Source organism: Janibacter sp. Y6, from assembly GCF_040900765.1.
Taxonomy (GTDB): domain Bacteria; phylum Actinomycetota; class Actinomycetes; order Actinomycetales; family Dermatophilaceae; genus Marihabitans; species Marihabitans melonis.
In genome coordinates this window covers 23,064-41,310 of the sequence record NZ_JAKLYZ010000008.1, presented here as the reverse complement: position 1 = coordinate 41,310, position 18,247 = coordinate 23,064, and the positions used below count along the sequence as shown (strand labels likewise).

General features: G+C 72.9%; 21 protein-coding genes and 1 tRNA gene. 11 read left to right on the top strand and 11 right to left on the bottom strand.

The features are described 5' to 3' along the window. Positions 1–150 precede the first annotated feature (150 nt). From nadA to nadC, 3 genes are read left to right on the top strand one after another with little or no spacing between them, the layout of a single operon-like run. On the top strand, positions 151–1,167 hold the full coding sequence (nadA, locus tag L6241_RS15490; protein WP_368246986.1) for a quinolinate synthase NadA: 1,017 nt from the start codon (positions 151–153) through the stop codon (positions 1,165–1,167). Further along, on the top strand, positions 1,164–2,645 hold the full coding sequence (locus L6241_RS15485) for an L-aspartate oxidase (protein WP_368246985.1): 1,482 nt from the start codon (positions 1,164–1,166) through the stop codon (positions 2,643–2,645). The genes nadA and L6241_RS15485 overlap by 4 nt, the downstream gene beginning before the upstream one ends. Next, the gene (gene nadC / locus L6241_RS15480) at positions 2,645–3,529 is read left to right on the top strand and encodes a carboxylating nicotinate-nucleotide diphosphorylase (protein ID WP_123091394.1); all 885 of its coding nucleotides are present in this window, start codon (positions 2,645–2,647) and stop codon (positions 3,527–3,529) included. The genes L6241_RS15485 and nadC overlap by 1 nt, the downstream gene beginning before the upstream one ends. A 16-nt stretch (positions 3,530–3,545) precedes the next feature. On the opposite strand, the gene L6241_RS15475 is transcribed toward nadC, so the two are convergent. Next, a complete protein-coding gene (locus L6241_RS15475) occupies positions 3,546–5,123 on the bottom strand; it encodes a helicase HerA-like domain-containing protein (RefSeq protein ID WP_368246984.1) in 1,578 nt (525 codons plus the stop codon). Between the two features lie 105 nt (positions 5,124–5,228). On the opposite strand from L6241_RS15475, the gene L6241_RS15470 reads away from it, so the two are divergent. Both L6241_RS15470 and L6241_RS15465 read left to right on the top strand, forming a co-directional pair. Then, the gene (locus L6241_RS15470) at positions 5,229–5,528 is read left to right on the top strand and encodes a type II toxin-antitoxin system VapB family antitoxin (RefSeq protein ID WP_068272770.1); all 300 of its coding nucleotides are present in this window, start codon (positions 5,229–5,231) and stop codon (positions 5,526–5,528) included. 2 nt (positions 5,529–5,530) lie between these two features. After that, positions 5,531–6,028: a LytR C-terminal domain-containing protein gene (locus L6241_RS15465; protein ID WP_123091395.1), complete on the top strand. Its 498-nt coding sequence runs from the start codon at positions 5,531–5,533 to the stop codon at positions 6,026–6,028. Between the two features lie 13 nt (positions 6,029–6,041). Here L6241_RS15465 and L6241_RS15460 read toward each other — a convergent pair whose 3' ends face one another. Both L6241_RS15460 and L6241_RS15455 read right to left on the bottom strand, forming a co-directional pair. Further along, positions 6,042–6,416 (bottom strand): hypothetical protein, encoded by a 375-nt coding sequence (locus L6241_RS15460; RefSeq protein ID WP_368246983.1) that lies wholly within the window; start codon positions 6,414–6,416, stop codon positions 6,042–6,044. 54 nt (positions 6,417–6,470) lie between these two features. Then, positions 6,471–7,010 carry a DUF1990 family protein gene (locus L6241_RS15455; protein ID WP_368246982.1) on the bottom strand — a complete coding sequence of 180 codons (540 nt, stop codon included), beginning with the start codon at positions 7,008–7,010 and terminating at the stop codon, positions 6,471–6,473. 180 nt (positions 7,011–7,190) lie between these two features. Here L6241_RS15455 and L6241_RS15450 point away from each other — a divergent pair, with 180 nt between their 5' ends. After that, positions 7,191–8,285 carry a hypothetical protein gene (locus L6241_RS15450; protein WP_368246981.1) on the top strand — a complete coding sequence of 365 codons (1,095 nt, stop codon included), beginning with the start codon at positions 7,191–7,193 and terminating at the stop codon, positions 8,283–8,285. Between the two features lie 133 nt (positions 8,286–8,418). On the opposite strand, the gene L6241_RS15445 is transcribed toward L6241_RS15450, so the two are convergent. From L6241_RS15445 to tadA, 3 genes are all read right to left on the bottom strand, one after another. Next, positions 8,419–8,541, bottom strand: coding sequence for a hypothetical protein (locus L6241_RS15445; RefSeq protein ID WP_354587436.1), 123 nt, complete (start codon positions 8,539–8,541; stop codon positions 8,419–8,421). Positions 8,542–8,735: 194 nt separating this feature from the next. Beyond that, positions 8,736–8,825, bottom strand: a tRNA-Ser gene (locus L6241_RS15440). Positions 8,826–8,862: 37 nt separating this feature from the next. After that, a complete protein-coding gene (gene tadA / locus L6241_RS15435) occupies positions 8,863–9,348 on the bottom strand; it encodes a tRNA adenosine(34) deaminase TadA (RefSeq protein ID WP_354587435.1) in 486 nt (161 codons plus the stop codon). A 27-nt stretch (positions 9,349–9,375) separates the two neighbouring features. Here tadA and L6241_RS15430 point away from each other — a divergent pair, with 27 nt between their 5' ends. The 4 genes from L6241_RS15430 to L6241_RS15415 all read left to right on the top strand — a co-directional run bounded on the left by L6241_RS15430 (position 9,376) and on the right by L6241_RS15415 (position 11,427). Continuing rightward, positions 9,376–9,759, top strand: a complete 384-nt coding sequence (locus tag L6241_RS15430) for a DUF2500 domain-containing protein (protein ID WP_368246980.1) — start codon at positions 9,376–9,378, stop codon at positions 9,757–9,759. A 10-nt stretch (positions 9,760–9,769) separates the two neighbouring features. Further along, entirely contained in the window at positions 9,770–10,408 is a 639-nt protein-coding gene (upp, locus tag L6241_RS15425) for a uracil phosphoribosyltransferase (RefSeq protein ID WP_368246979.1), read from the top strand. A 126-nt stretch (positions 10,409–10,534) separates the two neighbouring features. Beyond that, positions 10,535–10,708, top strand: coding sequence for a hypothetical protein (locus tag L6241_RS15420; protein WP_191564115.1), 174 nt, complete (start codon positions 10,535–10,537; stop codon positions 10,706–10,708). Positions 10,709–10,713: 5 nt separating this feature from the next. Continuing rightward, positions 10,714–11,427: a PH domain-containing protein gene (locus tag L6241_RS15415; protein ID WP_368246978.1), complete on the top strand. Its 714-nt coding sequence runs from the start codon at positions 10,714–10,716 to the stop codon at positions 11,425–11,427. On the opposite strand, the gene L6241_RS15410 is transcribed toward L6241_RS15415, so the two are convergent. Together L6241_RS15410 and L6241_RS15405 are read right to left on the bottom strand one after the other, a co-directional pair. Then, complete coding sequence (locus L6241_RS15410) at positions 11,421–12,416, bottom strand: permease prefix domain 1-containing protein (protein WP_368246977.1); 996 nt, start codon at positions 12,414–12,416, stop codon at positions 11,421–11,423. The two genes, L6241_RS15415 and L6241_RS15410, sit on opposite strands and share 7 nt — an antisense overlap. Then, on the bottom strand, positions 12,413–12,748 hold the full coding sequence (locus tag L6241_RS15405) for a PadR family transcriptional regulator (protein ID WP_368246976.1): 336 nt from the start codon (positions 12,746–12,748) through the stop codon (positions 12,413–12,415). The genes L6241_RS15410 and L6241_RS15405 overlap by 4 nt, the downstream gene beginning before the upstream one ends. Before the next feature lie 250 nt (positions 12,749–12,998). Here L6241_RS15405 and L6241_RS15400 point away from each other — a divergent pair, with 250 nt between their 5' ends. Next, positions 12,999–13,916 (top strand): hypothetical protein, encoded by a 918-nt coding sequence (locus L6241_RS15400; RefSeq protein ID WP_368246975.1) that lies wholly within the window; start codon positions 12,999–13,001, stop codon positions 13,914–13,916. Positions 13,917–14,014: 98 nt separating this feature from the next. Here L6241_RS15400 and pntB read toward each other — a convergent pair whose 3' ends face one another. The 3 genes from pntB to L6241_RS15385 form a co-directional block, all read right to left on the bottom strand. Continuing rightward, positions 14,015–15,445 (bottom strand): Re/Si-specific NAD(P)(+) transhydrogenase subunit beta, encoded by a 1,431-nt coding sequence (pntB, locus tag L6241_RS15395; RefSeq protein WP_368246974.1) that lies wholly within the window; start codon positions 15,443–15,445, stop codon positions 14,015–14,017. Then, positions 15,445–16,986, bottom strand: coding sequence for a Re/Si-specific NAD(P)(+) transhydrogenase subunit alpha (locus L6241_RS15390; protein ID WP_368246973.1), 1,542 nt, complete (start codon positions 16,984–16,986; stop codon positions 15,445–15,447). The genes pntB and L6241_RS15390 overlap by 1 nt, the downstream gene beginning before the upstream one ends. A gap of 162 nt (positions 16,987–17,148) precedes the next feature. Then, positions 17,149–18,168 (bottom strand): hypothetical protein, encoded by a 1,020-nt coding sequence (locus L6241_RS15385; protein ID WP_368246972.1) that lies wholly within the window; start codon positions 18,166–18,168, stop codon positions 17,149–17,151. Between the last annotated feature and the right edge of the window lie 79 nt (positions 18,169–18,247).

Genomic DNA, 18,247 nt, shown 5'->3' with positions numbered 1-18,247 from the left:
CCCGGACCCCTCCCCCGAGGCGTTGGCACCCGCGCCAGTCACAACCCACGCATCTGCCGACATCCCGGGTATCACCGGCTTGCCGCGGCTCGCTTCCCGTGCTTATGCTCAACCTGAGCATGTGCTCATAGTCAGCAGAAGGAGCTGCAGATGTCCGTCACCAGCCTCCCCACCCCGGGGACCCGTCCTGCGCACGACGCCGTCGAGGCGACCCGCGACATCTACGAGCGGGTGCGGCACGTCATCCCCGAGACGGAGTGGGCGACCTTCGCTCAGGACGTCGTCGCGATCCAGGAGCTCAAGCGCTCGAAGCGGGCCGTCGTCCTCGCGCACAACTACCAGACGCCGGAGATCTTCCACGGGGTCGCGGACGTCGTCGGCGACTCGCTGCTCCTCGCCCAGCGTGCCCAGGACGTCGACGCCGACGTCATCCTGCTCGCGGGCGTGCCCTTCATGGCCGAGACGGCGAAGCTGCTCAACCCCGCGAAGACCGTGCTCGTCCCCGACATCACCGCGGGCTGCTCGCTCGCCGACGGCATCACCGCCGAGGACGTCCTCGCCCTGCGGGCGGAGCACCCGGGCGTGCCGGTCGTCACCTACGTCAACTCCAGCGCCGCGGTGAAGGCCGTGAGCGACATCTGCTGCACCTCGGGCAACGTCGAGCGGGTCGTGCGCCACCTCGGCGTCGACCGCGTCATCCTCATCCCCGACGAGTACCTCGCCCGCAACGTCGCACGGGCGACCGGGGTCGACGTCATCACCCACCCGACCCGCTGCGAGGTGCACGAGCGCTTCGACGTCGCGCAGGTCGAGCAGCTGCGGGCCGAGACCCCCGGGCTCACCGTCCTCGCCCACCCGGAGTGCTCGCCCGAGGTCGTCGCCGCCGCCGACGTCGCGGGCTCGACGGCCCAGATGATCGACTACGTCACCACCCACCGACCGCCGCACGTCGCGCTCATCACCGAGTGCTCGATGGCCGACAACATCCGCGCGGCCGACCCCGGGCTGCACTACGTCCAGCCGTGCAACATCTGCCCGCACATGCGCCGGTCGACCCTCACGAAGATCCGTCTCGCCCTCGAGACGGGCGGCCCGGAGATCGTCCTCGACCCGACCACCGCCGCGGCCGCCCGCCGCGCGGTCGAGCGCATGCTGGAGCTGTCGTGAGCGCGCGCGTGGTCGAGACCGACGCCCCGGTCGTCGTGGGGTCCGGGCTCGCCGGGCTGAGCGTCGCCCGTCACCTCGGCGGCCCGTGCGTCGTCGTCGCCCCCGCCGGCCTCGGCGAGGGCACGGCGAGCGCCTGGGCGCAGGGCGGCATCGCCGCGGCGGTGGGCCCCGGGGACGACCCGCAGCAGCACGCGGACGACACCGCGCGGGCCGGGTCCTTCGCCGGTGACACCGCGACGATCGCCCGGATGACCCAGGCCGCCCCCGCTCTCGTCGCCGAGCTCGTGGCGGCCGGCGTCCCCTTCGACCGGGACGCCTCCGGTGAGCTCTCCCTCGGGCGCGAAGGGGGCCACGGCCGGCACCGGGTCTGCCACGTCGGCGGCGACCGCACAGGAGCGGCGGTCGTCGACACCCTCGCGCCGCAGGTCGCCGCCACCTCCGACGTCGCCGTCGTCCGCGGGCGAGCACTGGAGCTGCTCGTCGACGACGACGGCGTCGCCGGCGTCCTCGTGCTGGATCCTGACGGTCCGCTGGAGCTGCGGACCCGCCGCGTCGTGCTCGCGACGGGTGGCGGCGCCGCCCTCTACCGCGACACGACGAACCCGCTCGGCTCCTGGGGCAGCGGGGTGGTCCTCGCCGGACGTGCCGGGGCCCGGCTCGCCGACCTCGAGCTCGTGCAGTTCCACCCCACGAGCCTCGACGTCGGCGGCGGCTCGGGGGCTCCCCTGCCGCTGGTCACCGAGGCGGTCCGTGGCGCCGGCGCTCACCTCCTCTCCGACGGGCGACGCTTCGTCGACGAGGTGAGCCCGCGCGACGTCGTCGCCGCCGCGGTCCACCGCGAGCGCGTGCTCGGGCGCCAGGTCGCGCTCGACTGCCGCCACGTCCCCGACCTGCTCGAGCACTTCCGCGGCCTCGCGCAGCGGTGTGCCGACATGGGGCTGGACCCCGCACGCGACCTCCTGCCGGTGCGCCCCGCCGCCCACTACCAGATGGGCGGCGTGCTCACCGATGCCCGCGGCCGTACCGACGTGCCCGGGCTCTGGGCGTGCGGAGAGGTCGCGTGCACCGGTCTGCACGGGGCCAACCGGCTGGCCTCGAACTCGCTGCTCGAGGCGGGGGTGATGGGCACTGCGGTCGCGCAGGACGTCGCCTGCTGGCCCGGGCGGACCGCCTCATGGGCCACGGACCGCGTCGACCCGGTGCCGCCCGAGCGGACGACCACCCTCGCGCCCGTCGACGGACGACGCGCGTCGCCCACGTCGCCGGAGATCGCCTCGGTCGAGGTGCGCGCCGTGATGTCCGACCTCGTCGGTGTCGTGCGCGACGCCGACGGCCTCGCGCAGGCCATCGGCCGGCTCGACGACCTGCCCGGCGACGACGCCCTCCTCGGCGGGCTCGTCGCCCGCCGGGCGCTGGCCCGCCGCGAGAGCCTCGGGGCCCACCTGCGCGCCGACGCCCCCGCCCCGGCGGTGGCGTGATGACGGCCCCCCGCGACGTCGCCCCGCTCGTCCGGGCCGCTCTCGACGAGGACCTCGGCACGCTCGGCGACATCACCTCGCTCGCGACGATCGCCCGCGACGCCCGCGGCGAAGCGACGCTCGTCGCCCGGGCCGACGGGGTGGTCTCGGGCACCGACTTCGTCGTCGAGACCTACGCGCAGGTCGACCCGCAGGTGCGGGTGCGGCTCTCGTCGGAGGACGGCGACCGGGTGAGCGCCGGCGACGTCGTCGCGCACGTCGAGGGACCGTCACGCTCGCTGCTCACGGGCGAGCGGGTGGCGTTGAACTTCGTCGGCCTGCTCAGCGGGGTCGCCACCGCCACCGCCCGGCTCGTCGACCTCGTCGAGGGCACGGGCGCGGTCGTCGTCGACACCCGCAAGACAGTGCCGGGCCTGCGTGCCGCGCAGAAGCGGGCCGTGCGCCACGGCGGTGGTGCCAACCACCGCCTCGGGCTCGACGACGCGGTCATGGTCAAGGACAACCACCTCGGTCTCGCCGGCGGTCTCGCACCCGCGCTGGAGCGGGTGCGTCGACGCCCGGGCCCGGTGGGGCACATGACGCGGGTGGAGGTCGAGGTCGACTCCCTCGACCAGCTCGACGAGCTCCTCGCGATCGAGTCCGAGCAGGTCGCAGCCGGCGCTCGACCGGTCGTCGACGTCGTCCTGCTCGACAACATGGGGCCCGACGAGGTCCGAGCGGCGGTGGCGGCGATCCGCTCCGCGCGCAGCGGTCTGCTCGTCGAGGTCTCCGGCGGTGTCACCGAGACGAGCATCCGCGCGCTCGCCGAGGCCGGTGCCGACGTCATCTCCGCGGGGGCGCTCACCCACAGCGCCCCGTGGCTCGACGTCGCGCTCGACCTGTAGCGCCCGGCCTCGGCCGTCAGCGGCGGCGGCGCGAGGTGCCGAAGAGGGAGCGGGTGATCTCGCGCCCGATGACGGTGCCGGCCGAGCGCAGCGCGGAGCGGAAGGCCGAGGACTGCACGACCTGCTCGACCACCCCGGGCTGCTCCTTGGGCGCCCGGCCCCGGGGTGCGGGTGCCGGCGGGGCGCCCTGCGGCGCCGGCGGCTGGGTGGGAGCCGGCGCCGGCGCCTGCTCGGGGGTCGGCGCCTTCGTCAGGCGGGCGGCGAGCAGCTCGTAGGCCGACTCCCGGTCGACCGGCTCGGCGTACTTCCGGGCGAGGGCCGAGCCGACGATCGCGCCGTCGACGACGCCCTCGGCGCTGGGAGCCATGAGCGACTCGGGCGCGCGCATCTTCGTCCACGCGACGGGGGTGGGAGCGCCCCGCTCGGAGAGCACGGTGACGACGGCCTCGCCGGTGCCGAGCGTCGTCAGCAGCTCGGCGAGGTCGTACTCGGTGTGGGGGTAGGTCGAGACCGCGGCCTTGAGCGCCTTGCTGTCCTCCGGCGTGAAGGCGCGCAGCGCGTGCTGCACACGGTTGCCGAGCTGGGCGAGCACGCCCGAGGGCACGTCCTTCGGGCTCTGGGTGACGAAGAAGACGCCGACGCCCTTGCTGCGGATGAGCCGCACCGTCTGCTCGATCGCGTCGAGGAAGGGCTTGGACGCGTCGTCGAAGAGCAGGTGCGCCTCGTCGAAGAAGAAGACGAGCTTGGGCTTGTCGACGTCGCCGACCTCGGGCAGGTCGTGGAAGAGGTCGGCGAGCATCCACATGAGGAAGGTCGAGAAGAGCTGGGGGCGGTCCTGCACCGCGGGCAGCTCGAGGCAGGTGACCATCCCGCGGCCGTCCGGCGCGACCCGCAGGAGGTCGGCCGTGTCGAGCTCGGGCTCGCCGAAGAAGACGTCGGCGCCCTGGTCCTCGAAGGCGATGAGGTTGCGCAGGATGACCCCGGCCGTGGCCTTCGACAGGCCGCCGAGAGCCTTCAGCTCCTCCTTGCCCTCGTCGGACGTGAGGTGGGTGATGACCGCCCGCAGGTCCTTGAGGTCGAGCAGCGCCAGGCCCTGCTTGTCCGCGTAGTGGAAGACGAGGCCGAGGCTCGACTCCTGGGTGTCGTTGAGCCCGAGGACCTTGCTGAGCAGCGTCGGCCCGAAGGACGTGATCGTCGTGCGCACGGGGATGCCCTTGCCCATGCCGCCGAGCGAGAGGAACTCGGTGGGGAAGCCCGCGGCGGTCCACGTCTGCCCGACCTCCGCCGCGCGCGAGGTGAGCTTCTCTCCCCCTTCGCCGGGGCTCGCCAGACCGGAGAGGTCGCCCTTGATGTCGGCGAGGAAGACGGGGACGCCCTGGGCCGCGAGCTGCTCGGCCATGACCTGAAGCGTCTTGGTCTTGCCGGTGCCGGTCGCGCCCGCGACCAGCCCGTGACGGTTGAGCACCGACAGCGGGATGCGCACGGGGGTGTCGGCATGGGTCGCGCCGTCGACGACGGCGGCGCCGAGCTCGAGCACCGGCCCGTCGAAGGTGTAGCCGGCGCGGATCTGGTCGAGGAGCGGCGTCGTCGTCACCCGCCCGAGCGTAGGACACGGCGGCGGGCGAAGGGGTGGTGACGAGTCGGTCACGGCGCCCCGCCCCGGGTGGGCGCTGACGGGTCGTGCCCCTATCGTGGCGGCGTGATCTTCAAGGCCGTGGGCGACTCGCGCCCGTACCCCGACCACGGGTACGACTCCGCCCGCGACTGGGCGCAGATCCCGCCGCGGATGATCCGTCTGGACCTGCTGACGACGACGCGCAGCTCGCTGGACCTGCACAACCTGCTCGCCGAGGACTCGACCTTCTACGGCGACCTCTTCCCGCACGTCGTGTCCTGGCGAGACCGGCTCTTCCTCGAGGACGGGCTGCATCGCGCGGTGCGCGCCGCGCTGCAGCAGCGTCCGACGATCCACGCACGGGTGCTGGAGCTCGAGGGCTGACGATGGCGCGGGGGGACTACGAGGAGGCCGACCGGGGTCGGTCGCAGGGACGGCGCACCTTCGTCACGGTGCTCGTCGTGCTCCTCCTGCTCTTCTTCGCCTTCTGGTACGCGATGAGCTACATCCGCGCCGACGAGGAGGGCCGTCGCCAGCCGGGCGCGTCGGCGTCGACGAGCTCGGTGTGCGCGATCCAGCCGAAGGACGTCGTCGTCAACGTCTACAACGGCACCGGCCGGGACGGGCTCGCGGCATCGGTCGCGCGTGACCTGCGCAAGCGCGGCTTCCAGATCCGCAAGATCGAGAACTACCACGGCGGGCGCGTCGGCGGGGTCGGGCTCATCCGCTACGGCGACAAGGGCGCCCCGAAGGTCAAGGTCGTCGGGCGGCACGCCGGCGCGATGCAGAAGGTCCGCGACAAGCGCGTGCGCTCGATCATCGACGTCGTCGTCGGCAAGGACTTCGAGGACCTCGAGCCCCTCTCCGTCGCCCGCCGCTGCTGAGAGCGCCGGGGGGTCAGCGCACGCGGCTGATGGTGAAGTCGAGCGAGCCGTCGCCCACGGCGCGGCACTCGACCGAGCTGTCCCCGACGGAGACGCTCTGCCCCTGCTCGCACGTGTAGGTACCGCCCTCGGTGCCCCCGGCGGAGAAGGTGGCGGCTCCCCCTTCGGTGGCCGACTCGAGCCGGAAGCGGTCGCCGACGCTGCCGAGGACCGGTCCGGAGACGGGGAAGGGCAGGTCGTTGAACTTGCTGCCCGAGACGGAGATCTCGCAGCTGCGCAGCTGGGTGTCGGTCGTGCACTTCTCCGACCACTTGTCGACCTGGCAGCCGGCGAGCGCCGCGGTCGTCAGGGCGAGGGCCAGGAGGGATCCGGTGGCTCGTGCGCGCATGGCCCCACCCAACCAGAGCGGCCCCGGCCGCGCGAAGGGGAGCCCTCCCCGGCCCTACCGGCCGGTGGCCGCCGCGAGCGCGGCCGCGAGGTAGCGGTCGGTGATCGCGGCCTGCACCCGACGGGAGACGAAGGGGGCGACCCGGCTCCCGAGGAAGGCGGGCCGGCTCACGGCGGAGATCTCGACGCGTGCGCCGTGCTCGTCGCGCACGACCTCGAAGCGCTCGACCCCGGTCTCGGGGTGGCCGGGCAGGGTCGTGTACTCGAAGCCGACGCGCCCGTCCTCGCGCACGACGGAGGTGACGCGGCAGGGCGAGACGGCGACGACCGGGCCGAGCCGCAGACCGAGGACGACCGTGGCGCCGAGCTCGACGTCGCGGTCGGCGCGGACCTGGAGCCCGGCGGCGCGGTGCATCCCCCAGGACATGAGCGCCGCTGCGCAGCGGTCGACGTCCGAGCCGGCCGGCAGCGGCTGGACGCGCTCGACGTGATGGACCCTCGGCGGCGGCGCCGTCAGCCAGCCCGACACCCCCGGAGCGGGCTGCTCCGCGGCGGCCCGTCGCAGGGCGGAGGGGAGGTCGGGCCGCAGGGTCATCACAGGTCCATCATGGCGGCCGGGCGGGCCGCGACGCCGTCGTCGGACCAGGGGTGGCTCCGCGTCGGTACCGATTCGGAGCAGTAGTTCAGGACGGCCTGTCAGATCCTCCTGGACCGTCTAGGTTGAGCCCCGCCACCCCCTTCGCCCGCCACGGCCTGTCCCCTCCGGAGACCCTCCATGCCCTCGCGCACCCGAACTGCCGCCACGCTCATCGCCTTCTCCGGGCTGACGCTCGGCGCGCCGGTCGCCACCGCCCACGCCGCCGACCCGGCGCCCGTCACCGCGGCGACGCCTGTCGTCTCGGACCAGGCCTGCGGGGTCGGGCAGGACACGATCGTCATCCCGGAGACGGAGGGGGTGACGTACTCGATCACTGCGGACCGCGAGCGCGTGATCTTCCCCGAGGGCGTCGAGCTGCCGGGCGTCATCGCCGCGCTCGTGTCGGAGGACGAGTCCGGGGACCTCTTCGAGGCCTGGCCCGACGAGCTGACCCTCACGCTCGACGTCACCGCCGACGAGGGCTACGTCCTCGCCCCGGGCAGCGCCGAGACCGTCGAGGTGACCCTCGACAGCACCGGGTGCGCGCCCGTGGAGCAGCCGGCTGTCACGGTCGAGAGCACCGAGTGCGAGAGCGTGACGCTCACCAACCCCTCGGACGCCGAGGTCACCGTGACCCTTGAGGACTGGGAGAGCTGGGAGCCCACGAGTTACGTCGAGCAGACCCTGGACCCCGGTGCCACGGAGACCCTCACGGTGGCGGAGGGTGCCTACGACTGGATCGCCTTCGACTCGCGGGTCGGCTCCTTCTGGCTGACGGGTGTCACGGATGATGATGACTTCGAGGAGGGCATGGCAGGTCCGGCGTTGACGCAGAAGTCCGTCGAGGGCGCCGCGAAGAGCCTCCCCCGTGCGCTCGGCGGACGAGCCGCCGCGCCGGACGACTACACCATCACCGAGAAGGAGCTCGAAGAGCTGCGAGAGATCGGCGTGCTCCTCGACGGACTCGAGTCCGGCGCCTTCTTCTTCGGCACGGGCATGGTCGACGTCGAGGCGTGCGACGACGCGACGTCGGAGCCGACCCCGCCGGTCACCCCGGTGGACGTCGACGGTGCGCCGGGTACCGCAGACCCCGCCGACGAGGCGCCCCGTGTGCCCGCCGTGGTCCAGACCGACGGCGGCTCGCTCGACCGCAGCCCGGTCGGCGGGCTCATGCTCGTCGGCGGGCTCCTCCTGGGCGCCGGCGCCGTGGTGCGCCGCGTCGTCCGGGGTTGAGCCAGGCCCGACACGGATGAGGCGAGGTGGTGCGATGGACGACAGGCGGCGCGAGCGCATCACCTGGTCGCGATGAGCGGCCGCCGCCGCTCACGAGATCGCCCGCCCCCCCTTCGTCGGCGTCGTAGGCGACCTAGGCGGCCTCGGGTCCGTGCTTGCGGCAGGAGGGCAGCACCACCTGCACCGCGACGGGAGCGACGTACAGCCCCCAGTAGAGCGGGCCGGAGACGTAGCCCGCCGCCCCGGCGGCGACCACGCCGAGGAAGACCAGCCCGAGGACGACTGCTAGGACTCGTCGACGACACAGAGTGCCGTCAGGGTGCCTGAGCCATGAGGTTGACATCGTCGCTCCGATCAGGAGGGGGGATGTCTGCGGAGCATAGGCCTCAGCTCTCCCCCTGCACGACGAAGCCCGGTGGACCGTGACGGTCCACCGGGCTTCGGCGATGCTGGCGGTGGCGGTGGGATTTGAACCCACGGTGGGCGTGAACCCACACGCGCTTTCGAGGCGCGCTCCTTAGGCCGCTCGGACACGCCACCGCCGGTGACTCTACAACGGGGCGTCGGCAGCGAAAAATCAGCGTCGCTGCGAGAAGAAGTCGACGAGCAGCCGCGAGCACTCCTCCTCGAGCACCCCACCGACGACCTCGACCCGGTGCGGCGAGCGCCGGTCGCGCACGACGTCCCACACCGAGCCGCACGCGCCGGTCTTCGGGTCCCATGCGCCGAGGACGACCCGGTCCACCCGCGCGAGGACGCCGGCCCCCGCGCACATGGGGCACGGCTCGAGCGTCACGACGAGGGTGCAGCCGTCCAGACGCGAGGTGCGAAGGGAGCGTGCGGCCTGCCGCAGCGCGGTCATCTCGGCGTGGCCGGTCGGGTCCGCCTCGCCCTCGCGGGTGTTGCCCCCTTCGCCGACGACTGCGCCCTCGGGGTCGAGGACGAGAGCACCGACCGGGATCTCGCCACGCTCCCCCGCGGCGGCGGCGAGCTCGAGCGCGCGACGCATCCACTCGGCCTCCGCATCGCGACCGGGACGGGCAGGATGTGCCGAGCGCGTCATGCCCACAGTCTCTCCCGAGGAGGACCCATGCTCGACAGCTTTCCCGACGACCCCTTCGCCACGACGGTCGTCGTCATCATCGCCCTCGGCTTCGTGCTCGTCATCGGGATCCTCCTCACCGCGGTCGTGCGGGGCTCGATGCAGTGGAGCCGCAACAACGCCTCGCCGGACGAGACGCTGACCGCCCGCGTCACCGGCAAGCGCACCTCCGTGAGCGGCGGCCACGGGGACTCCTCGGCGTCCACCTGGTACCACGCGACCTTCGAGCTGCCCGACGGCCGACGTGACGAGCTCGCGATCTCGGCGAAGGACTACGCCCAGCTCGCCGAGGGCGACCGTGGGCAGCTGACCCGCCAGGGCACCCGCTTCAAGGGCTTCCGGCGTGATGGCGTGAGCGGCTTCGCGCGGTAGGTTCGGGGCCATGCGCGTCCTGACCGCCGACCACCCGCTGATCGCTCACAAGCTGACCTACCTGCGCAAGAAGGACACGGACAGCCCGACCTTCCGCCGGCTGGCCGACGAGCTCGTCACCCTCCTCGCCTACGAGGCGACGCGCGAGGTGCGCACCGAGCCCTTCGACATCGAGACCCCGGTCTCGGCGACCCAGGGCGTCAAGCTCTCCTCTCCCAAGCCGCTCGTCGTGCCGATCCTGCGCGCCGGCCTGGGCATGCTCGACGGCATGGTGCGGCTGCTGCCGACGGCTGAGGTCGGCTTCCTCGGCATGCTGCGCGACGAGGAGACCTTCGAGGCGAAGACGTACGCGAACCGCCTGCCCGACGACCTCTCGGGCCGCCAGTGCTACGTCCTGGACCCGATGCTCGCGACCGGCGGCACCCTCGCGATGTCGATCCGCTACCTCGTCGACCGAGGCGCCGACGACATCACCGCCGTCACCCTCCTCGCCGCGCCAGAGGGCATCGAGACCCTGGGCGAGCAGATCGCCGATCTCGACGTGCCCGTCACCCTCGTCACCGGCGCCGTCGACGAGCGGCTCAACGAGCAGGGCTACATCGTCCCCGGCCTCGGCGACGCGGGCGACCGCCTCTACGGCGTCGTCTGATCCCCCTTCGCCGTGGGTCCTCGCCCCGGCGTGTCGGACGACCGGCCCCAGAAGTCACATCTGCCACACTGACCTCAGGCCGACGCCCGGCCCCTGGTCGTCGACCCCTGCTGCGGAGAGAGAGTCATGTCCACGCCACCGATCAAGAAGATCCTGCTCTGGCTGCTCACGATCTTCCTCATCTACGCGATCCTCACCTCGCCCAGCGAGGCTGCCGACATCGTCGGCACCGCGGGTGACGTCATCGGCAACGGCGTGACGAACATCGGCCGCTTCTTCGACTCTCTGATCGCGAGGTAAGCCCGATGGAGGAGGTCGCCCACCGGGGCCTTCGGCGCTATCTCCTCCCCGGCGAGACCCCGGTGGCGGAGATCCGTCACCACGCGATCGTCCTGCTCAAGCCTGCCCTCGCCGTCGTCGGGGCCACCGTGGTCGCCGGCTGGCTCGACGTCTCGACGTCCGACTCGGGCAGCCAGGTGCTGTCCTTCGTGTGGCTGGTCTGGCTCGCCGTCGTCCTGTGGGCGCTGTGGCAGTGGGTCGAGTGGCGGCACACCCGGGTCGTCGCGACCGACAAGCGCGTCGTGCTCTTCGAGGGGTGGATCAACCACAAGGTCTCGATGATGCCGCTGAAGAAGGTCACCGACATGGGCTACGAGCGCTCCCTCGTCGGGCGCGTCCTCGGCTACGGCACCTTCATCCTCGAGAGCGCCGGCCAGGACCAGGCCCTCTCCCGGATCGCCTTCGTCCCCGACCCCGACGAGAACTACCGGGCGATCTGCTCGGTGGTCTTCGGCGTCGTGCCGGGCGAGGAGGACGAGGACGAAGGGGGCGACGACCGCGCCTGGGAGACCTCGCAGGACTACGCGACCCGCCTCGGCGTCGTCGACGGCCGCTACGTCGGCACCCCGCCGCACCCTGCGCCGCACCACGAGCCGATCTACCGCAGCTCCGACCTCGTGCGTCGCACCCGCGACGACGACACCGGCGAGCTCCCGCCGTACGACCCCGACGCCTACTGAGCCGACGGCCGGCGGCCCCCGCTGCGCGTCGAGCCATCGCGGACGAGCCAGGCGCGACGGACCGAGGCGACGGCGTCCCACCCGCAGATGACGACGATCCCGACGGCCACGGCGGGGTAGGACACCGACCAGTCGAGGTCGGTGCCGAAGCGCTCGGCGAAGACCGTCGGCAGGTCCGTGAGCAGCTGGTCGCTGAGCAGCAGCCAGACGAGGAGCACGGCGGAGACGACGTTCGCGAGGACGTTGACGGCCGCGAGGGTGGGCGTCCAGCGCCCGACCCGCCAGGCAGCGAGCGAGACGGCGGCGTCGAGGACGAAGAGGCCCACGAGGACGAGCTTCCACACGAGCGGCAGCTGCGGGTCGAGCACCTGCACGCCTCGCTCCCCCACCCCGGAGAGCTGCCAGACGAGCAGGACGACCATCGCCGCGCTGAAGCTGACCTCGGCGGCCATCTCGCCGAAGCGGGGCGCACGCCACGGCGCGTCCCCGGGCAGCTGGTCGGGGTCCCACGGCGTGATCGGGGCGTCGCGCTCGGACTCGCTGCGGCTGCGCTCGACGATGACGAAGACGAGGGTGGTCCAGAAGACGAGGTGCACGCCGGTCTGCAGCACCGCGCCGATCGTGCGGCCGAGGACGTCGCCGAAGCCCCGGTCGGTCGCGAGCGACTGGGTGATGAGCACCCCGAGGACGACGCACGGCAGGACGACGGCGAGCAGCACCTTGAGCAGACGGACGTAGTCGGCGTAGACGGCCGGGCCGACGAGGTGCTGGGGCCGGCCTCCGTACTCGCGGGCCAGGACGTCCGGGTCGCCGAGCTCGGCGACCGCAGCCCGCTCGGCGGCGCTCGGGTCCTCGCCCGCGGCGACGCGGTCCTCGACGGCCTCCTCGAGGGTGACGCGCAGCTCGCGGGCGACGTCGGGGCCGCTCTCCTGCGGCAGCTGTCGGGTGACCGTCCAGATGTAGCGGTCGGTGAGGGTGCTGGGACTCATGGCGTCTCCGTCTCCAGTGCGTCGATCGCGCGGTCGAGCGACCGCCACTCCTGCATCAGGTGGGCGCGCACCCGCGCGCCGGCCGGGCTCGTGCGGTAGAACTTCCGCGGCCGGGCCTCGTCGGTGTTCCACTCGCTCGTCAGCAGGCCGTGCTTCTCCAGGCGCCGCAGCAGCGGGTAGAGCGTGTTGCCGTCGACGGCGAAGCCTCCGGCGTCGAGCGTCTCGAGCAGGGCGTATCCGTACCGGGGCTGCTCGAGGACCGCCAGGCACGCGAGGACGACCGTGCCGCGCCGCAGCTCCTGCATGTGCCCCGCCAGCAGCTCCTCGTCCATGCGTCACATCATAGTGTGCGTCACACACTATTGTCTACGACACATGCTCACCTGCCCCCACTTTCCCGCCCAGGGCGGGAAAGCTCGACCTCGGGAAGGAAATGTCCCTGCCCGAGGTCGAACCTTCTTGCCCGAAGGGGGACCGGTCCCCCCTTCGCACACCGTCCACAGACGACGCGCTGTAGGAGCGGCCATCCACAGGACGGGGACACCCCCGCGACGCACGCCTGCGAGCAGCAGACCCTCGTGCATGCGCACTCTCCCCGCCGAGGTCGTCGAGCTCGCCCACGGTCAGCGCGGTGCCCTGACCACTGCCCAGGCCCGTGTCCTGGGTCTCCTCCCGAGCGACCTCGTCGAGCTCGCCGGCCACCGGCAGCTGGAGCACCCCTTCCGGGGCGTCTACACGCTGCCGCCTCCACCCGGCGAGGACGCCGAGGGCCGGCACCTGAGGCTGTGCGCAGCGCTGCGGCTGCTGTACCCCCAGGGCGCGCTCACCGGCGTCAGCGCGGTCCTCGCGCACGGCGCGGCCGTGTCTGGTGCGGATCTCAGCCGGCCGGTCCTGCGGTGGTCCAAGGACCGCGGCACCGGGGTCAAGGGAGCCGTCTTCCGACGCTCCACCGGCCCTGTCGTCGAGACGTCGCTCGGCCCGACGACCGCGCTCCCCCAGGCGCTCGTCGAGGTGGCGATGGACTCCGGACCGGTCGCCGGGGTCGTCAGCGCGGACCACGCCCTGCACTCCCGGGCGGTCACTCTCGAGCAGCTGTCTGCTGCGCTGGACGACGTCCGCCGGTGGCCCCGCGCCGGCCGGGTCCGCTCGATGCTGGCGCTCGTCGACGCTCGGTCCGAGTCCGTCGGGGAGAGCCAGACCCGCTGCCAGCTGAGCATCGCCGGGATCGTGGCGGTGCCGCAGGTCGAGATCCGCGACGAGGACGGCGAGCTCGTCGCCCGGGTCGACCTGCTCGTCGACGACTGGGTGGTCGTCGAGTTCGACGGCCGCATCAAGTACGCCGACGGCGACCCCTCGGTGCTGTGGCGGGAGAAGAAGCGCGAGGACGCGCTGCGCCGGCTCGGCTACGTCGTCGTCCGGGTGACGTGGGCGGACCTGCGGGTCCCCGGCAAGGTCGCCGCCATGGTGCGCCGAGCACGCCAGGACGTCCGCCCCGCCTGACCTCGGGCAAGAACCTTCGACTCTGGGAAGGACATGTTCTTGCCCGAGGTCGAGCTTTCCCGCCCTGGGCGGGAAAGCTGGGCCGGGGCGAAGGGGGGTCAGAGGGCCTTGAGGATGTCGGAGACCCGGTCCTTCGCGTCCCCGAAGAGCATCTGGGTGTTCTCGCGGAAGAAGAGCGGGTTCTGCACCCCCGCGTACCCCGACGCCATGGAGCGCTTGAAGACGACGACGTCCGCGGCGTTCCACACCTCGAGCACCGGCATGCCGGCGATCGGGCTCGTCGGGTCCTCCGCCGCGGCCGGGTTGACCGTGTCGTTGGCACCGATGACGAGGACGACGTCGGTCTGCGGGAAGTCGTCGTTGATCTCGTCCATCTCGAGCACGACGTCGTAGGGCACCTTCGCCTCGGCGAGCAGGACGTTCATGTGGCCCGGCAGACGGCCGGCCACCGGGTGGATCCCGAAGCGGACGTCCACCCCCTTCGCCCGCAGCCGCGCGGTGAGGTCGGCGACGGGGTACTGCGCCTGGGCCACCGCCATGCCGTACCCGGGCGCGATGACGACCGACGACGCGTCCGAGAGCAGCTCGGCCACCCCCTCGGCGGTGATCTCGCGGTGCTCGCCGTAGTCGCGCTCCTCCCCCGTCACCGCGCCGTCGGAGCCGAAGCCCCCGGCGATGACGGAGATGAAGGAGCGGTTCATCGCCCGGCACATGATGTAGCTGAGGTACGCACCCGAGCTGCCGACGAGCGCACCGGTGATGATGAGCAGGTCGTTGCCGAGCAGGAAGCCGGCCGCGGCCGCCGCCCACCCCGAATAGCTGTTGAGCATCGAGACGACGACGGGCATGTCGCCGCCGCCGATCGAGGCGACGAGGTGCCAGCCGAGACCGAGGGCGAGCAGGGTGATGACGCCGAGGATGCTCTGGCGCAGGGCGTCCTGGTCGTGCGGCACGACGACGTAGAGCACCGTGAGCAGCACGAAGGCGACGAGCACCCCGAGGTTGAGCACGTGCCGCGCGGGCAGCACGAGCGGCGAGCTCTTCATCCGCCCCGACAGCTTGAGGTACGCGACGACCGAGCCGGTGAAGGTCACGGCACCGATGAAGACACCGACCGCGACCTCGCCGTCGTGGATCTTGGGGTTCGCGCTCGCCTCGTAGGCGGAGTTCCACCCGACGAGCACGGCCGCGAGGCCGACGAAGGAGTGGAGCAGCGCGATGAGCTCGGGCATGCCGGTCATCTCGACCCGGCGGGCCCGGGCGACGCCGATCGCCCCCCCGATGCCCATGGCGAGCGCGATGAGGACGAAGCCGCCCAGACCGGCGCCCTCGTCGACCTCGAGACCCCCGACGGAGGTGCCGACGGTCGCGGCGAGGACGGTGACGACGAGCGCGATCGCCATGCCGGCGACGCCGAAGCGGTTGCCCGATCGAGCGGTCTCGTGCTTGCTCAGACCGGACAGCGCGAGGATGAAGAGCAGCCCGGCGACGATGTAGGCGCCCTGGACGAGGGTGAGCGGGATCGACATCAGGCGTCACCCTTCCGGAACATCTGGAGCATCCGCGCGGTGACCGTGAAGCCGCCGAAGACGTTGATGCTCGCGAGGAGGATGGCGACGAAGGCGAGCGCCGAGACGGCCACCCCGCCGTCGTGCCCGACCTGCAGGAGCGCACCGACGACGATGATCCCGCTGATCGCGTTGGTCACCGACATGAGCGGCGTGTGCAGCGCGTGGTGGACGTGGCCGATGACGTAGAAACCGACGACGACCGCGAGCATGAAGACCATGAAGTGCCCGAGGAAGGGCGCCGGGCTCACCGCGGCGACGAGCAGGAAGAGCAGCGCGCCCGCCCCGCCGAGCGCGAGCCGGGTCGTCGGGCTCATCGGCTCCTTCGGCGGCGGCGGTGGGGCCACCTCGGTCGAAGGGGGTGGGGCCGGGGCGGCCGAGACCTGCACCGGCGGCGGGGGCCACAGCGTCTCGCCGTCGCGCGCGACGGTCATGCCGCGCACGACGACGTCGTCGAGGTCGAGGACGAGCTGCCCGTCCTTGCCGGGGGTCAGCAGCTTGAGCAGGTTGACGACGTTCGTCCCGTAGAGCTGGCTGGCCTGGGTGGGCAGGCGGCCGGCGAGATCGGTGTATCCGATGATCTTCACCCCGTGGTCGGTGACGACCATCTCGTCGGGCACCGAGCCCTCGACGTTGCCGCCGTTGCTCGCGGCCATGTCGACGACGACCGAGCCCGGCCGCATCGCGTCGAGCATCGCGGCGGTGATGAGCCGGGGCGCGGGGCGTCCGGGGATGAGCGCGGTCGTGATGATGATGTCGACGTCGCGCGCCTGCTCGAGGTAGAGCGCCGCGGCTGCCCGGTCGAAGTCCTCGCCGGCCTCCTTCGCGTAGCCGTCGCTCGAGCGCTCGGTGACGACGTCGACGGTGAGGAAGTCCGCGCCCATCGACTCGACCTGCTCGGCGACCTCGGGCCGCACGTCGAAGGCGCGCACGATCGCGCCGAGGCTGCCCGCGGTGCCGATCGCGGCGAGCCCGGCGACGCCCGCCCCGCAGACGAGGACCTTCGCCGGGGGCATCTTGCCCGCGGCCGTCACCTGACCGGTGAAGAGGCCGCCGTACTCGCCCGCGGCCTCGATGACGGCGCGGTACCCGGCGATGTTGGCCATCGAGGACAGGACGTCGAGCGACTGCGCGCGCGAGATGCGCGGGACCGCGTCCATCGCGAGCGCGGTGATCCCGGCCCGGGTGACCCGATCGACGGCCGCGGGGTCGATCGCCGGGGCGAGGAGGCTCGCGAGGGTGGCCCCGGGCCGCATCATCGCCAGCTCGGCCTCGGTGGGCGCGTTGACGCGCACGACGACGTCGGCGGCCCAGGCCTGGGCGGCGGTGCCGATCTGCGCGCCCGCCTCGGCGTACGCCTCGTCGGGGTACGAGGACCGGGCACCGGCCCCGCTCTCGACGACGACGTCGTAGCCGAGGGCGACGACCTGCCCCACGGTCTTCGGTGTCGCGGCCACCCGGGTCTCCCCGGGCCTGGACTCGGCGGGTACTCCAACCTGCATCGGCGATCCTTCGCGAAGCGCTGGGGACAGGGCGCACGCGGGCGCCCTCGGCTGGCCCGAACCTATTGCCTCGCCGTCGACGACGCCCGACTTTGTGACCGCACCGATAGACGCGCCGCCCTCGGCGCCTCACATCGTGAGACGCGGTCGGCACCGCGAGGCTCACGCCCGGTGGAAGCCCGCCCGCTCGGCCGTCGCGGCGTCGGCGAACCACACGTCGACCGTCGTCTCGTCGTACCAGGGGCTGCCGGGCTCGTGGTACTGCATCCACTCACGGTGGCCCTTGACCGGGTGCCCCGGGGGCATCGAGCCGTCGGCGAAGGGGGCGGCCGAACCCCATCCGTAGCCGCCGTCGACGACGGCTCGGGCCGGCGGGGTGGTGTCGTCGTCGGCGAGCGACTCGGCCCGACGCTCGCGCTCGGCCTCCTCGTCGTCCCAGTACGTGTGGCCCGGGTCGTCGGTGACGGCCGGCGCGGGGGCCGGCGGCGGCTCGACCGGGTCGGGGGCCGACGGGTGCGCGACCGGCTCGGGGGCGAGGGTGGGCTCGGGGGCAGGTGCGGGCTCGGGCGTGGTCGGCTCGGTCCTAATCGGTTCAGGAGCGGGAGCCGGCTCGGAGGACGGGGAGACCGCGGGCGAAGGGGGCGGCGGCGGGGTGCTCGAGGTGGTGCTCGGCGACGCGCTGAGGTCCTCGACCGGTCGGGCCGAGCTGCGCGAGATGCGCACCGTCTGCTCGACGTCGTCGCTCGGCGCGTGCACGACGGGCGCCTGCTGCGGGTCGGTGCCGGCTGCGGTCGGCGCGCTCTCGGTGATGGCGCTGGCCGGCTCGGTGCTGCCCGTCCCCTCGGTGCTGCTCGCCGGCTCGGCGCTGCTCGCCTTGAAGACCTGCGTCGGCTCGGTCGAGGTCTCCTGCGGCGCTGCGCCGCTCTCGTCGGAGCCCTCCCAGGCCCCGGAGGGCGAGGTGCTCTCGTGGGGCGCGACGTAGGCCGCCGTGCCGCTCGAGCGGGTGTGCGCGCCGGGCGTCTGCTCGGCCGCCGCCTGGCGGATCGCGTCGTACGAGGGGACCGCGCTCTCCTGCTGCTTCGAGCGGCGCATGAGCAGCACGATCGCCACGACGGCGGCCACCGGGAGGAGCACGCAGAGCACCGCGAAGACGAGGAGCTCGATGGGACCGATGTTCGGCACGACGGGACCTCCGGCAGACGCTGATGACGACCCCGGCGGCCGTCGCGACGACTCTAGCGGCGAGCAGGCCCCCGCCTGC